The organism is Leisingera sp. S2M4 (assembly GCF_055398055.1).
In genome coordinates, this window is sequence record NZ_AP040861.1 from 2069092 (window position 1) to 2083025 (window position 13934).

Consider the following 13934-nt stretch of genomic DNA (forward strand, 5'->3'; position numbering starts at 1 on the left):
ACTGGGTTACCGGAGACGCAGAATAAATGACCACGACAAACGCTCCCCTTCTGAACGTCCAAAACCTCCGCGTCTCCTTCCGTCAGGACGGCAAGCTGACGGAGGCCGTGCGCGGCGTCTCCTTTTCCGTCGGCCGCGGCGAGACCGTGGCGCTGGTGGGCGAGTCGGGCTCCGGCAAATCGGTTTCGGCGCTGTCCACCGTGTCGCTGCTGGGTGACAGCGCGATAGTCGAGGGCTCGGTCACCTACGACGGGCAGGAGATGGTCGGCGCGGATGAAAAGCACCTGATGCAGGTGCGCGGCAATGACATCAGCTTCATCTTTCAGGAGCCGATGACCTCGCTCAACCCTCTGCACACGATTGAGCGCCAGCTGGCGGAATCACTGGCGCTGCACCAGGGGCTGGCAGGCAAGGCGGCGCGGGCGCGGATTCTGGAGCTGCTGGACAAGGTCGGCATCCGCGATGCGGAAAACCGGCTCAGCGCCTATCCGCACCAGCTGTCCGGCGGCCAGCGGCAGCGGGTGATGATTGCCATGGCGCTGGCCAACAAGCCCGACATCCTGATCGCGGATGAGCCGACAACGGCGCTGGACGTGACCATTCAGGCGCAGATCCTCGACCTGCTGGCGGAGCTGAAGAAAAGCGAGGGCATGGGGCTGTTGTTCATCACCCATGATCTGGCCATCGTGCGCCGCATTGCCGACCGGGTCTGCGTGATGAAGAATGGCGAGATCGTCGAGGAAGGCCCGGCAGCGGAGATCTTTGCCGCGCCCAAACATCCGTATACGCAGAAACTGCTGGCGGCGGAGCCTTCGGGCCAGCCGAAACCGGTGGCACCGGACGCGGAGGAGCTGGTCTCGGCCCGCGACCTCAAGGTCTGGTTCCCGATCCAGCGCGGGCTGCTGAAACGCACCGTGGGGCACGTCAAGGCGGTGAACCCGATGTCGCTGCGGGTGCGCGCGGGCGAGACCCTGGGCATCGTCGGCGAGAGTGGTTCGGGCAAGACCACGCTGGCGCTGGCGATCATGCGGCTGATCGCGTCCGAGGGCGCGGTGACCTTCTGCGGCCAGGACCTGCGCAAATGGTCCACCCGCGAGCTGCGCCGCCTGCGCAAGGACATGCAGATCGTGTTCCAGGACCCCTTCGGCTCGCTCAGTCCGCGGATGACCTGCGCGCAGATCATTGCCGAGGGGCTGGCCATCCACAAGGTGGACCAGCACCGCAAGCCGCGCGAGCTGGTGGCGGAGGTGATGCGCGAGGTCGGCCTCGACCCGGCGGCGATGGACCGCTACCCGCATGAATTCTCCGGCGGCCAGCGCCAGCGCATCGCGATTGCCCGCGCCATGGTGCTGCGCCCCAAGCTGGTGGTGCTGGACGAGCCCACCTCGGCGCTGGACATGACGGTGCAGGTGCAGATCGTCGAGCTGCTGCGCGATTTGCAGGCGCGGCACGGGCTGGGCTACCTGTTCATCAGCCATGACCTCAACGTGGTGCGGGCGATGTCGCACAGCGTGGTGGTGATGAACCAGGGCGACGTGGTCGAGGCAGGGCCGGCGGCGGAGCTGTTTGCCAACCCGAAGGCCGAGTACACCCGCAAGCTGCTGGCCGCGGCCGGGGGCTGAGGGGGGCTGAGCCGCGCCGCCAGGTCAGCTGCGGCAGCAGGGCGCAGCGGGCGACCGGCATTAATCCGGGCCGCCCCGATTGAGCTTTGTGGCTGCTTCCACTAGGTTGTGGCCGACAGGCCAAGGCCTGCCTTGACCCAGATCAAACGGGATCCTCTCATGAATGCGCCTGTCCTGTCCCAGTCCAGATGCGCCGACTGCCCGATCCGTCACCGTGCCGTTTGCGCCCGCTGCGACGCTGATGAGCTGGAGCAGTTGGACGCCATCAAGTACTACCGCAGCTATGAAGCCGGCCAGCCGGTCATTTGGTCCGGCGACCAGATGAGCTTCGTTGGCTCGGTCGTCACCGGTATCGCCTCGCTGACGCAGACGATGGAAGATGGGCGGACCCAGATGGTCGGGCTGCTGCTGCCGAGTGATTTCGTTGGCCGTCCGGGACGCGATGGCGCCGCCTATGACGTGGTCGCCACCACCGACCTCGTGATGTGCTGTTTCCGCAAGAAGCCCTTTGAGGATCTGATGGAGCGCACCCCGCATATTGCCCACCGGCTGCTGGAGATGACCCTGGACGAGCTGGATGCCGCGCGGGAGTGGATGCTGGTGCTGGGCCGCAAGACCGCCCGGGAGAAGATTGCCAGCCTGCTGGCCATCATCGCTCGCCGCAACGCGGCGTTGACGCCGGGGGGCGACACCGACACCGCCGAGTTCGATCTGCCGCTGACCCGCGAGGCGATGGCCGATTATCTCGGCCTGACGCTGGAGACGGTCAGCCGTCAGATGTCGGCGCTGAAGCGCGACGGTGTTATCCAGTTGGCGGGCAAACGCCATGTCACGGTGCCGGACATGACGCGCCTGCTGGACGAGGCAGGCACCGACAGCGAAGACTGATCCCGGATGCCGCCAGGGCGGCCGCATCGGGCTGTGACAGCGCCCTCGCCGCCGGGCCTTGTGGTCACGGTTGCGCGGTTTGCGACCGTGATGGGCTGACCGCAGCGAGGGCCTGTGCTCTACTGCCACTTGTGCAACGCTGAGGAGGCCGCAATGGAGTTTGGAAGTCTTATCGGGATGTTGATCGTCGGCGCGCTGGCCGGTTGGCTGTCGGGCAAGATCATGCAGGGGCGCGGGTTCGGCCTGCTGGGCAATATCATCGTCGGCGTGGTTGGCGCGTTTCTGGCCGGTGTCATCTTTCCCGCCCTTGGCTTTGCCGCGGGGGGCGGTTTCTTCTGGTCGCTGGTCCATGCCACGATCGGCGCCGTGATCCTGCTGTTCCTGATCGGTCTGATCCGCAAGGCCAGCTAACCCTGAAGGCGCCCCGTGACAGGGCGCCTTGCTGACCGGCTGGATGCCAAGCGGGATTGAAACCGCCGTGGCGGTCAGTGCGCCATCAGCACCGGCACGCGCGCCTGCTCGAGCATGTTGCGGGTCGCGCCCCCCAGGATCGCCTCGCGAAAGCGCGAGTGCCCGTAAGCGCCCATGACGATGAGGTCGGCGGCGGTGTCGGCGGCGTGGCGGTTCAGCACATCGGACACCCGTGGCAGGGTCTTGCTGAGCACGTCGATTTCGCAGGTGACGCCGTGGCGGGCCAGCATCTGCGCCAGCAGGCCGCCGGGGTCCGACCGCTCGCTGCTGTGCTGGGGCGGGTCGATCACCGCGAGGCGGACGAGATCGGCCTGCCGCAGGAAGGGCAGCGCATGGCGCACGGCTGTCATCGCTTCGAGGCTTTCGTTCCAGGCCACCACGACGGTTCCGGGCTGCCGCAGCGGTGCCTGCGCATCCGGCACCACCAGGACCGGGGCGCGGCCTTCGAACAGGGCGGCCTCGACGATGGGTTCGGCCTCGGCGCGTTTGCCTTCCCCGTAGGGCTGGCCGAGCACGACCAGATCCGAGAACCGGGCCCGGCGCGCCACATGGCGGCCAAGGTCCGCCATTTGAGCGACGCCCGTGTCGGTGGAAAAGGGCACGGCCGCGGCCTCCAGCGTGGTTATCGCCATGGCTTCGAGCGCCTTGGCCTCTTCGCTGGCGCGGGCCAGGCTTTCCTGCAACACCAGCGCATTGGCCCCGGCATAGTAATAGCCGGTCTGGGTGCGATCAACGCCCAGGCACAGCGCCTCTGCGTGGCCTCCAAAGGCGTCGGCCAGCGCGGCCGTTTGGGCCAGCGGTGCCGACGCGCTTTCGGCGGCGGACAAGACGGTTAACACGGATTTGTAGGCCATTTCGCACATCTCCTGACGGGCCGACGCCAGCCGCTGCGAGGGGCCGGGCGCGACATTTCACTGCACCTGTACAAGTGTCACATGTCGCCTTCTGACGTCTTGATGCAGATCAAGGCGGCAAGGATGCGCCTGCGGCATCAAGGGCACGGTCAAAACATGCCTCCGGGGCGCAAGATTCGCGGAGTGCAGGCAAAGGGACGCAAGATGTCTAATTATATCAAGCTGATAGCGCTTGGGTTGGTCACGCTGTTTGCGATGATCGGCACCAACTACGCGCGCGATCTGGCCTATCAGGTGCATGCGGTCATTGTGATGATCGTGGCTGGAGGGCTGTTTCTTTACACGCTGCGCCAGACCGGAGAACCGGTCCCCGCGACGGCGGCGCATCCGCAAAACGAGTACTTTGACAGCGTGATCCGCGCTGGCACGATCGCCACCGCCTTCTGGGGCGTGGTGGGCTTCCTGGTCGGCACCTTCATCGCCTTCCAGCTGGCTTTTCCTTCCCTGAACTTCGAGTGGGCCGAGGGGCTGGCGAACTTCGGCCGCCTGCGGCCGCTGCACACTTCGGCAGTGATCTTTGCCTTCGGGGGCAACGCGCTGATCGCCACCTCGTTCTACGTCGTGCAGCGCACCTGCGCGGCGCGGCTGTGGGGCGGTAACCTGGCGTGGTTCGTGTTCTGGGGCTACCAGCTGTTCATCGTGCTGGCGGCGACCGGCTACCTGTTCGGCTCCACCCAGTCCAAGGAATACGCCGAACCGGAATGGCACGTTGACCTGTGGCTGACCATCGTCTGGGTCGCCTATCTCGCGGTCTTTCTGGGCACGGTCATCAAGCGCAAGGAGCCGCATATCTATGTGGCGAACTGGTTCTACCTAGCCTTTATCGTCACCGTTGCCATGCTGCATGTGGTCAACAACATGACCATTCCGGTGTCGATCTGGGGCTCCAAGTCGGTGATCGTCTGGCCGGGCGTGCAGGATGCGATGATCCAGTGGTGGTATGGCCACAACGCCGTGGGCTTCTTCCTGACCGCGGGCTTCCTGGGCATGATGTATTACTTCATTCCAAAGCAGGCCGAGCGTCCCGTCTTCTCCTACAAGCTGTCGATCATCCACTTCTGGGCCTTGATCTTCCTTTATATCTGGGCCGGCCCGCACCACCTGCACTATACCGCGCTGCCGGACTGGGCCTCGACGCTGGGCATGGTGATGTCGGTGATCCTGTGGATGCCCAGCTGGGGTGGCATGATCAACGGGCTGATGACCCTGTCGGGCGCCTGGGACAAGCTGCGCACCGATCCGGTGATCCGCATGATGGTGATCTCTGTCGGCTTCTACGGCATGTCCACCTTTGAAGGGCCGATGATGTCGATCCGCGCGGTGAACTCGCTGTCGCATTACACCGACTGGACCATCGGCCACGTGCATTCCGGTGCGCTCGGCTGGAACGGCATGATCACCTTTGGTGCGCTGTACTACCTGGTGCCGGTGCTGTGGAAGCGGGAACGCCTGTATTCGCTGTCGCTGGTCAGCTGGCACTTCTGGCTCGCCACCATCGGCATCGTGCTCTACGCCGCGTCGATGTGGGTCACCGGCATCATGGAAGGCCTGATGTGGCGCGAAGTGGACGCCAACGGCTTCCTGGTGAACTCCTTTGCCGACACCGTCGCCGCGAAATTCCCGATGTATGTGGTGCGCGGTCTGGGCGGGGTCATGTTCCTCGCGGGCGCAATCATCATGTGCTACAACCTCTGGATGACTGTCCGGAAGGCACCGGCCAAAGAGGCCAGCCTGACGGCACCGGTCCCGGCTGAATAAGGAGCCAGGAAACCATGTCTATTCTCGACAAACACAAGATCCTCGAGACCAATGCGACCCTGCTTCTGGTGTGCAGTTTCCTGGTCGTCACGATCGGCGGGCTGGTGCAGATCACGCCGCTGTTCTACCTGGAAAACACCATCGAGAAGGTGGAGGGCATGCGCCCTTACACCCCGCTCGAGCTGGCGGGCCGGGAGGTTTACATCCGCGAGGGCTGCTATGTCTGCCACAGCCAGATGATCCGCCCGATGCGCGACGAGGTCGAACGCTATGGCCACTATTCTCTGGCGGCGGAGTCGATGTATGACCGGCCGTTCCAGTGGGGCTCCAAGCGCACCGGGCCGGACCTTGCCCGTGTTGGCGGACGCTACTCGGACGAGTGGCACGCCGACCACCTGCGCGACCCGCAGGCGGTGGTGCCGGAGTCGGTGATGCCGAAATACGGTTTCCTCGAGGAGACGCGTATCGATGGCAAATACATCGGCGAGGTGATGGCGACCAACGCCATGCTGGGCACCCCGTACACCGAGGAGATGATCGCGCAGGCGCAGGCCGACTTCCGCGCCCAGGCCGATCCTGACAGTGACTATGACGGGCTGCTCGAACGCTATGGCGAGGACATCAACGTGCGCAACTTTGACGGCCGACCGGGGGTTTCCGAGGCCGATGCGCTGATCGCCTATCTGCAGATGCTGGGCACGCTGGTCGATTTCTCGACCTTCACCCCGGACGCAAGCCGGTAAAGGGGGCGGAGATGGAGTTCTATACGCTGCTGAGGCAATTCGCAGACAGCTGGATGATGCTGTTCCTGCTGAGCTTTTTCATCGGGGTGGTGATCTGGGCGTTCCGGCCCGGCAGCACCAGGGTCTACCGCGACACCGCCAATATTCCGTTCCGGCATGACGACGCGCCAGCGCCCGCCGGTCCGGCTGACGCCGCTGCCAAGAAGGAGGCAAAGGCATGAGCAAGAAAGCACAGAAATTCGACGGCGATCCAAATACCACCGGCCACGAGTGGGACGGGATCGAGGAATTCGACAACCCGATGCCGCGCTGGTGGCTGTGGACCTTCTATGCCACCATCATCTGGGGGCTGCTCTACACCGTGGCCTATCCGGCCTGGCCGCTGATCAATGGCGCCACGGCGGGGGTGCTGGGCTGGTCGACGCGCGCAGATGTCGCCGCCGAAATCACCGCGGTCGAGGAAGCCAACGCGCCGATGAATGCGCGGCTGGAAGCGGCCGATCTGACGGCCATCGCCAGCGACAGCGAGCTGGGGCCCTATGCGGTCTCCGCCGGTTCTGCTGTCTTCAAGACCTGGTGCGCGCAGTGTCACGGCTCGGGCGCGGCGGGGGCCAAGGGCTATCCGAACCTGCTTGATGACGACTGGCTGTGGGGCGGGTCCATGGAGGAGATCCATGTGACCGTTGCCCATGGTATCCGGAACGAGGACAGCGACGAGGCGCGCTATTCAGAGATGCCCGCCTTCGGCCGCGACGAGCTGCTGGCGAAGGAAGAGATCTCGCAGGTGGTCAATTTCGTCATGTCGCTGTCGGGGGAGCCGCAGGATGTATCCGAGGTTGCTGCCGGGGCAGAAGTCTTTGCGGAGAATTGTGCCTCCTGTCATGGGGCTGACGGCACTGGCGACCGCAGCCAGGGCGCGCCGAACCTGGCGGATGCGATCTGGCTCTATGGTGGCGACTACGCGACCCTGACCGAGACCGTGGCAAATTCGCGCTATGGCGTGATGCCGGCCTGGAACACCCGGCTGACCGAGGCGCAGATCCGCGCGGTGTCGGCCTATGTGCATCAGCTGGGCGGCGGCGAGTAGGTTGGTCACCGCAATCGTGACAGAAAGGGCCATCCCGCGCGGGTGGCCCTTTTTCGTGCTGCCCTTGGTGGGCTGAAGCGATCCGCGGATCACCCCATGGAGGTCGCGGTCCCGCGCAGATGTGCGCGTCGGCTGTCGCTCCAGGTGCTCCAGGCGCTGATCCCGCCCCACAGAGCCACGTAGAAGGCGCCGGTGGCCAAAACCAACTCGCCTGGGAAGGGGCCGATGTCGGCACGGTTGACGGCCTGTTCCAGCGAGGTCACGGCGGTGGGATGCACCGCGATCTTGCCGGCATAGGCAAGGGTCTGGATCAGCAGGATCCAGAAGTAGTTGCGCCGGATCCGCCGCCCGATCGCCGTCATCTGGCTGACGTGGTATTCTGGCCGCAGGTAGTCCCGGGCCAAAACGGCCTGCCAGTTTTCTTCCAGATGCAGGTCGCCTTCGGTCAGCATCGGGGCATAGAAATGCGTCTCCATCCAGCGGGCACGGGCGCGAAATACGTTGAAATAGCGGTAGCGGCGGGCTTCCAGCATCAGGAAGAAGATGATCAGCACCCCGACCAGGATCAGTGGAAGCGGCGAGGCTTCGGGCGAGGAAAAGGAGATCGACAGCGCCACCCCCAGCGTCACCACCGCCCAGTTGGTGGTGGTGTCCAGCCGGGTGCGCCAGATCGTGCTGCGGTAGATTTCGCCCCGGTAGAGATGCGCCAGTGCGCCCACCTCTGCCGCGCTCAGCGGTGCGCGGTGGGTGTCCGGATGCGGTGCCGTTTTACTTGTGCCCATGATTTGAGCGTAGGTGCCTTGCCCGGGCAGGGCAAGTTTTTACCCGGTTCGGGCAGGCGGTTTGATCAGGATCAAATCGCGCGGGCAGCCGGGGCGGTAAAGGTGATCGAGACACCTGATTGCCGCCCCTCCATCCCCCTTCAGGGGTGGCATGTGATCCCGCCCGGCAGACGTGCAGGCCCGGCGGGCGCTGCGCCGGCTTTCCGATCTGTTCGCGCGTTTCTGGGAAAGCCGGCGCTTTTTGCGTTTGCCGCGTGGGGTTTGGAGGGCGCGGCGGCAGTGCGGGACCTGTCGTTACCGGCTTTGGTCTGGGGGGGCGTGATGCGGGTCGCGGTGAAGAGGCTCTGGGCAAGAATACCGATCATGTGTGGGCCCTCCTTGGGCAAGTGGCTGGGTCTTTCGACCCTTGTATCCTTGCGCGGGGGCGCGATTCCTGCCAGTTAAGAAAAATCAGTATCTGTAAGTTTGGCTTACATATGGATTGGAAGGTCATGCCGCCTATGGCGGGGCTGCGCGCGTTCTGCGCCTTTGCCGAAAGCGGCAATCTGGTGCAGGCGGGACAGGCGTTGAATGTCAGCCACGCTGCCATCAGCCAGCAGTTGCGGGCGCTGGAAGCGCATCTGGGGGTCGCGCTGGTGGATCGCTCCGGGCGGTCTCTGGCGTTGACCGCGGAAGGTGAGCATCTGGCGCGCGCGCTTTTGCTGGGCTTTGGCGCGATGCAGGCGGCGGTGCAGGAGTTGACCGGTGCGAGCGCCGCGCGGCCCCTGCATGTGACCTGCACCCCCAGTTTCGCGGCGCAATGGCTGGTGCCGCGATTGCCGGGCTTTCAGGGCGAACACCCCGAGGTCGAGCTGATGCTGGACCCGACCGGCACGCTGGTCGAACTGAAGCCGGGCGGCGTCGAGATCGCGTTGCGATACGGTGATGGCCAGTGGCCGGGGCTGGAGGCGGAGTTGCTGCTGGTCTCTCCGATGGTGGTGGTGGCGGCGCCGCAGCTGCTGGCGGGGCGTCGGGTCGACACTGCGGCGGATCTGCTGGATCTGCCTTGGCTCGAAGAGCTGGGCACCAATGAGGCAAGTCGGTGGTTCCGCTCGCAAGGGGTCGAGGACAGTCTGCGTGGCCCACGCACCCGGTTGCCCGGCAACCTGCTGATGCAGGCCGTTCGGGCCGGGCAGGGGGTGGCGGTCAGCGTGCAGAACTTCGTCGAGGAAGACCTCGCCGAGGGGCGCCTGCTGGCCCTGTTCACCGAAGCGGAGGGCAGCGGCTATCACATCGTCACGCGCCCCGGTGTTCTGCGCCCCGAGGCCCGCGCCTTCATCGCGTGGTTGCGGCGCGAACGGGGGCGGGCGCAATAGCCGCAGGTCCGGGGGAGGCGCTGCGGCATCGTGCCTCTGGCGGCGGGTTGCGCACAGGCATAGGTGGCGGATTGCCTGCGGGACATCAGGTTCGGCGCGAAAACATGATTGTGTGATGCCTTTTTTGATCCACGTCAAAGTTGCCGCTCGCCGCATCTGGGACAAGGGCGCAAGACAGCCATAATCCGGAGTGAGTCCGTGAGCGATTCAGAACCCGCCCCCAGCCTGTATGCCGCACGTGAGCCGATCTTTCCGCGGCGCGTCTCCGGCAAGTTTCGGAACCTGAAGTGGTACATCATGGCGGTGACGCTGGGTATCTACTACCTGACGCCCTGGATCCGCTGGGACCGCGGCCCCAGCCTGCCGGACCAGGCGGTGTTGCTGGATCTGGCCGGGCGGCGGTTCTACTTCTTCTGGATCGAGATCTGGCCGCATGAGTTCTATTTCGTCGCCGGTCTTCTGATCATGGCGGGGCTGGGGCTGTTCCTGTTCACCTCGGCGCTGGGGCGAGTCTGGTGCGGTTATGCCTGCCCGCAGACGGTCTGGACCGACCTGTTCATCCTGGTGGAACGCTGGATCGAGGGCGACCGCAATGCCCGGCTGCGGCTGCATCGCCAGCAGGGCTGGGATCTGCGCAAGGCGCGGCTGCGTCTGACCAAATGGGTGGCGTGGCTGCTGATCGGCCTTGCGACGGGCGGCGCCTGGGTCTTCTACTTTGCCGATGCGCCGACCTTGCTGCGCGATCTGGTGACGCTGAATGCGCACCCCGTGGCCTATACGACGATGGCGATCCTGACCTTGACCACGTTCCTCTTTGGCGGCTTCGCGCGCGAGCAGATCTGTATCTACGCCTGCCCCTGGCCGCGCATCCAGGCGGCCATGATGGACGAGGACACCTTAACCGTCGGCTACCGCGACTGGCGCGGTGAGCCGCGCGGCAAGCTGAAGAAGGCACCCGCCGCCGCAGTTCCGGAGCCGCAGGGTGACTGCATTGACTGCATGGCCTGCGTCAACGTCTGCCCGATGGGTATCGACATCCGCGACGGCCAGCAGATGGAATGCATCACCTGCGCGCTGTGCATCGACGCCTGTGACGACGTGATGGCAAAGATCGGCAAACCACGCGGGCTGATCGACTACATGGCGCTGTCCGATGAGGCCGAGGAGCGCGCAGGAAAGCCGCCCAGGAAAGTCTGGACGCATATCCTGCGGCCGCGCACGGTCATGTACACGGCCCTGTGGGGGCTGGTCGGGCTGGGGTTGCTGTTTGCCCTGTTCATCCGCTCCGACGTCGAACTGACAGTGGCGCCGGTGCGCAACCCGACGTTTGTCACCCTGTCGGACGGTTCGATCCGCAATACCTACGACGTGCGACTGCGCAACAAGCACGGCGAGGCGCGGCCCTTCGCGCTGTCGATCAAGGGCGGCGAGGGCATGAGGATCGCGCTGGAGGGCGTGGACGGCACCATCGTCGAGGTGCCCGCCGATACCGCGCTGCTGCAACGGGTTTACATCGTCGCCCCGTCACAGGCGCCTGCCTCTGCTGCGGCAACGAGCCCGGTGCGGATCTGGGTCGAGGATCGCGACAGCGGGGAGCGGGCCTACAAGGATACCACTTTCAACGGACGGGGGAACTGAGCCATGGTGAAGCGAACACGGGAATTCACCGGGAAACATGCGCTGATGGTGTTCTGCGGCGCCTTTGCGGTGATCATTGGCGTCAATATTGCGCTGGCGGTAAACGCGGTACAGACCTTTCCGGGGCTGGAGGTGAAGAACTCCTACGTGGCCAGCCAGCAGTTCGACCAGCGCCGCAGCGCGCAGGAGGCGCTGGGCTGGTCGGTCTATGCATCGGCTGCGGGCGACGCGGTGCGGCTGGAGATCACCGATGCAGATGGCCAGCCGGTCGAGGTGGCCAAGCTGACCGCGACGCTGGGCCGGGCGACACATGTGCAGGATGACCAGCAGCCGCAGTTCACCTTTGACGGCACCGCCTATGTGGCCGCGGCCGATCTGGGGCCGGGTAACTGGAACATCCGCATGGTGGCGCGGGCCAGGAACGGTACCGAGTTCACCCAGCGGGTGATCCTGCATGTGAAGGGCTAGGGCCATGACCGTCCAACCCCGTCCCTCGCTCGCCGCCTGCCCGGCCTGCGTTGCCGCCCCGCAGGTCCCCGTCGAGGCCCCCCCGACCGAGGCCCGTCTGGCGCTGTCCCTGCCGGGCATTCATTGCCAGGCCTGCATTTCGACGGTGGAGCGCGCGCTGAACGCCCACCCAGCCGTGCATTCGGCGCGGGTGAACCTGACCCTGAAGCGCGCCCTGATCGAGGCCGAGCCCGAGTTGCGCGCGGCCGACCTGATCCCGGTGCTGGCGAAGGTCGGGCATGAGGCGCATGAGTTGGATCTCGCCGCGCTTGCCACCACCGGAAGCGACCGGGCAGGGCGCGATCTGCTGATGCGGCTGGCGGTGGCCTTCTTTGCCTCGATGAACGTGATGCTGCTGTCGATTTCAGTCTGGTCCGGGGCATCGGACGCGACCCGTGATCTGTTCCACTGGATCTCTGCCGCGATTACCTTTCCGGCGGTCATCTTCTCGGCGCAGCCGTTTTTCGTGAACGCCTGGAGTGCCTTGCGGGTGGGGCGGCTGAACATGGACGTGCCGATCGTACTCGCCCTGGTGCTGGCGCTGGTGACCTCGCTGTGGGAGACGGCGCTGTCGGGTGAGCACGCCTATTTCGACGCGGCGCTGACGCTGACCTTCTTTCTGCTGGCCGGGCGCTATCTGGATTACCGCACCCGCGCGGTGGCGCGCTCTGCGGCGGAGGAACTGGCGGCGCTGGAGGTGCCCCGCGCGCTTCGACTTGGCGATGGCGGCGCGCAGGAGGTGCCCGTGGCGGAACTGGCGGTCGGCGATCTGATCCTGGTGCGCCCGGGCGGGCGGATGCCGGTGGATGGCGAAATCATCGACGGCCAGTCGGAGCTGGACCGCTCCTTGCTGACGGGCGAGACGCTGCCGGTCTATGCCGCCCCGGGTCTTGCGGTGTCGGCGGGCGAGGTGAACCTGACCGGCCCGCTGACCATCCGCGCGACGGCGGTGGGAGAGGACACCTCACTGCACCGGATGGCGGATCTGGTGGCCATCGCCGAGTCGGGCCGCTCTCGCTATACCTCGCTGGCGGACAGCGCGGCCAAGCTCTATGCGCCCGGCGTTCATATCCTGTCGGCGCTGGCCTTTGTCGGCTGGTACCTCTGGACCTTTGACATCCGCATGGCGCTGAACATCGCCGCGGCGGTGCTGATCATCACCTGTCCCTGCGCGCTGGGGCTGGCGGTGCCTGCGGTGACCACCGCGGCCTCGGGGCGGCTGTTCAAACGCGGCATGCTGATCAAACACGCCACCGCGCTGGAGCGGCTGGCGGAGGTCGATACCGTGGTCTTTGACAAGACCGGTACGCTGACGGCGGGCACGCCGCAGCTGACCAACCTGCAGGAACATGCCACGGAAGATCTTGCGGTTGCGCTGGCATTGGCCGAGGCCTCGGCGCATCCGCTGTCGGTGGCGCTGGCCCGTGCGGCGCGGGACGCGGGCATTGCTGCGGCCGATGTGCAACAGATTGCCGAGGTGCCCGGCCATGGCACCGAGGGGATGTATCGGGGGCGGGTGGTGCGCTTGGGACGCGCGGCCTGGGTCGGTGCCGTGCAGGGCCGTCAGACGGCGGCCTGGCTGGATGTCGGCACCGGAGAGGCAAAACCGTTTCTGTTCACCGATGCGCTGCGCCCCGGCGCGGCGGAGGCGGTGGCCGCCCTGCGCGCAGCAGGCAAGGAGGTGCTGCTGATCTCGGGCGATACCGTCGGGGCGGTCGAGGAGCTGGCCGCGCGTCTGGGGATTTCCAAATGGGTTGCCGAGGCCCTGCCGGACGAAAAATCCGCCCGCGTGCAAAAGCTGACGAACCGCGGGCACAAGGTGCTGATGGTGGGTGATGGGTTGAATGACACCGCGGCGCTGGCGGCGGCGCATGTGTCGATCTCGCCCGCCTCGGCGCTGGATGCGGCGCGGGTGGCCTCGGATATCGTCCTGTTGGGGCAGGATCTGACGCCCATCGCCGAGGCCTGCAGCGTGGCGCAGAAGGCGACCCGCCGCATCCGCGAAAATTTCCGCATTGCCACGCTGTACAACGTGGTCGCCGTGCCGCTGGCGGTTGCCGGACTTGCGACGCCCCTGATCGCGGCCCTGGCCATGTCCACGTCTTCGATAACGGTGTCGCTGAACGCCCTGCGCCTACGCTAGGCGCGGCCAAGCAGGAGCTGAGCCTC

The 13934-nt window shown here is 65.8% G+C and carries 13 protein-coding genes; 11 read left to right on the top strand and 2 right to left on the bottom strand.

The window, feature by feature from the left end; translation table 11 throughout:
* Positions 1-26: 26 nt before the first annotated feature.
* From ACZ52D_RS10070 to ACZ52D_RS10080, 3 genes are all read left to right on the top strand, one after another.
* On the top strand, positions 27-1622 hold the full coding sequence (locus tag ACZ52D_RS10070) for an ABC transporter ATP-binding protein (RefSeq protein ID WP_464441220.1): 1596 nt from the start codon (positions 27-29) through the stop codon (positions 1620-1622).
* Between the two features lie 159 nt (positions 1623-1781).
* Positions 1782-2510 (top strand): transcriptional regulator FnrL, encoded by a 729-nt coding sequence (fnrL, locus tag ACZ52D_RS10075; protein WP_464441221.1) that lies wholly within the window; start codon positions 1782-1784, stop codon positions 2508-2510.
* 153 nt (positions 2511-2663) lie between these two features.
* Entirely contained in the window at positions 2664-2921 is a 258-nt protein-coding gene (locus tag ACZ52D_RS10080) for a GlsB/YeaQ/YmgE family stress response membrane protein (RefSeq protein ID WP_222454758.1), read from the top strand.
* Positions 2922-2995: 74 nt separating this feature from the next.
* Here ACZ52D_RS10080 and ACZ52D_RS10085 read toward each other — a convergent pair whose 3' ends face one another.
* A complete protein-coding gene (locus ACZ52D_RS10085) occupies positions 2996-3835 on the bottom strand; it encodes a universal stress protein (protein WP_464441222.1) in 840 nt (279 codons plus the stop codon).
* 204 nt (positions 3836-4039) lie between these two features.
* Between ACZ52D_RS10085 and ccoN the strand changes: the two genes are divergently transcribed.
* Genes ccoN through ccoP form a run of 4 tightly spaced genes read left to right on the top strand, consistent with a single transcriptional unit; the run spans position 4040 to position 7483 of the window.
* Positions 4040-5653 (top strand): cytochrome-c oxidase, cbb3-type subunit I, encoded by a 1614-nt coding sequence (gene ccoN, locus ACZ52D_RS10090; RefSeq protein ID WP_222454760.1) that lies wholly within the window; start codon positions 4040-4042, stop codon positions 5651-5653.
* A gap of 14 nt (positions 5654-5667) precedes the next feature.
* Positions 5668-6396, top strand: a complete 729-nt coding sequence (gene ccoO / locus ACZ52D_RS10095) for a cytochrome-c oxidase, cbb3-type subunit II (protein ID WP_464441223.1) — start codon at positions 5668-5670, stop codon at positions 6394-6396.
* Positions 6397-6407: 11 nt separating this feature from the next.
* Positions 6408-6617, top strand: coding sequence for a cbb3-type cytochrome c oxidase subunit 3 (locus tag ACZ52D_RS10100; RefSeq protein ID WP_222454762.1), 210 nt, complete (start codon positions 6408-6410; stop codon positions 6615-6617).
* The gene (gene ccoP / locus ACZ52D_RS10105) at positions 6614-7483 is read left to right on the top strand and encodes a cytochrome-c oxidase, cbb3-type subunit III (RefSeq protein ID WP_464441224.1); all 870 of its coding nucleotides are present in this window, start codon (positions 6614-6616) and stop codon (positions 7481-7483) included. Before ACZ52D_RS10100 ends, ccoP begins: the two co-directional genes overlap by 4 nt.
* Positions 7484-7572: 89 nt before the next feature.
* Here the strand turns inward: ccoP and ACZ52D_RS10110 are convergent, their stop codons facing one another.
* Complete coding sequence (locus ACZ52D_RS10110; RefSeq protein WP_464441225.1) at positions 7573-8265, bottom strand: DUF2270 domain-containing protein; 693 nt, start codon at positions 8263-8265, stop codon at positions 7573-7575.
* Positions 8266-8741: 476 nt separating this feature from the next.
* On the opposite strand from ACZ52D_RS10110, the gene ACZ52D_RS10115 reads away from it, so the two are divergent.
* From ACZ52D_RS10115 to ACZ52D_RS10130, 4 genes are all read left to right on the top strand, one after another.
* A complete protein-coding gene (locus ACZ52D_RS10115) occupies positions 8742-9620 on the top strand; it encodes a LysR family transcriptional regulator (RefSeq protein WP_369928746.1) in 879 nt (292 codons plus the stop codon).
* A gap of 198 nt (positions 9621-9818) precedes the next feature.
* On the top strand, positions 9819-11258 hold the full coding sequence (ccoG, locus tag ACZ52D_RS10120) for a cytochrome c oxidase accessory protein CcoG (protein ID WP_464441226.1): 1440 nt from the start codon (positions 9819-9821) through the stop codon (positions 11256-11258).
* Positions 11259-11261: 3 nt separating this feature from the next.
* Positions 11262-11726 carry a FixH family protein gene (locus ACZ52D_RS10125; protein WP_222454767.1) on the top strand — a complete coding sequence of 155 codons (465 nt, stop codon included), beginning with the start codon at positions 11262-11264 and terminating at the stop codon, positions 11724-11726.
* 4 nt (positions 11727-11730) lie between these two features.
* The gene (locus ACZ52D_RS10130) at positions 11731-13908 is read left to right on the top strand and encodes a heavy metal translocating P-type ATPase (RefSeq protein WP_464441227.1); all 2178 of its coding nucleotides are present in this window, start codon (positions 11731-11733) and stop codon (positions 13906-13908) included.
* The last annotated feature ends 26 nt before the right edge of the window (positions 13909-13934 follow it).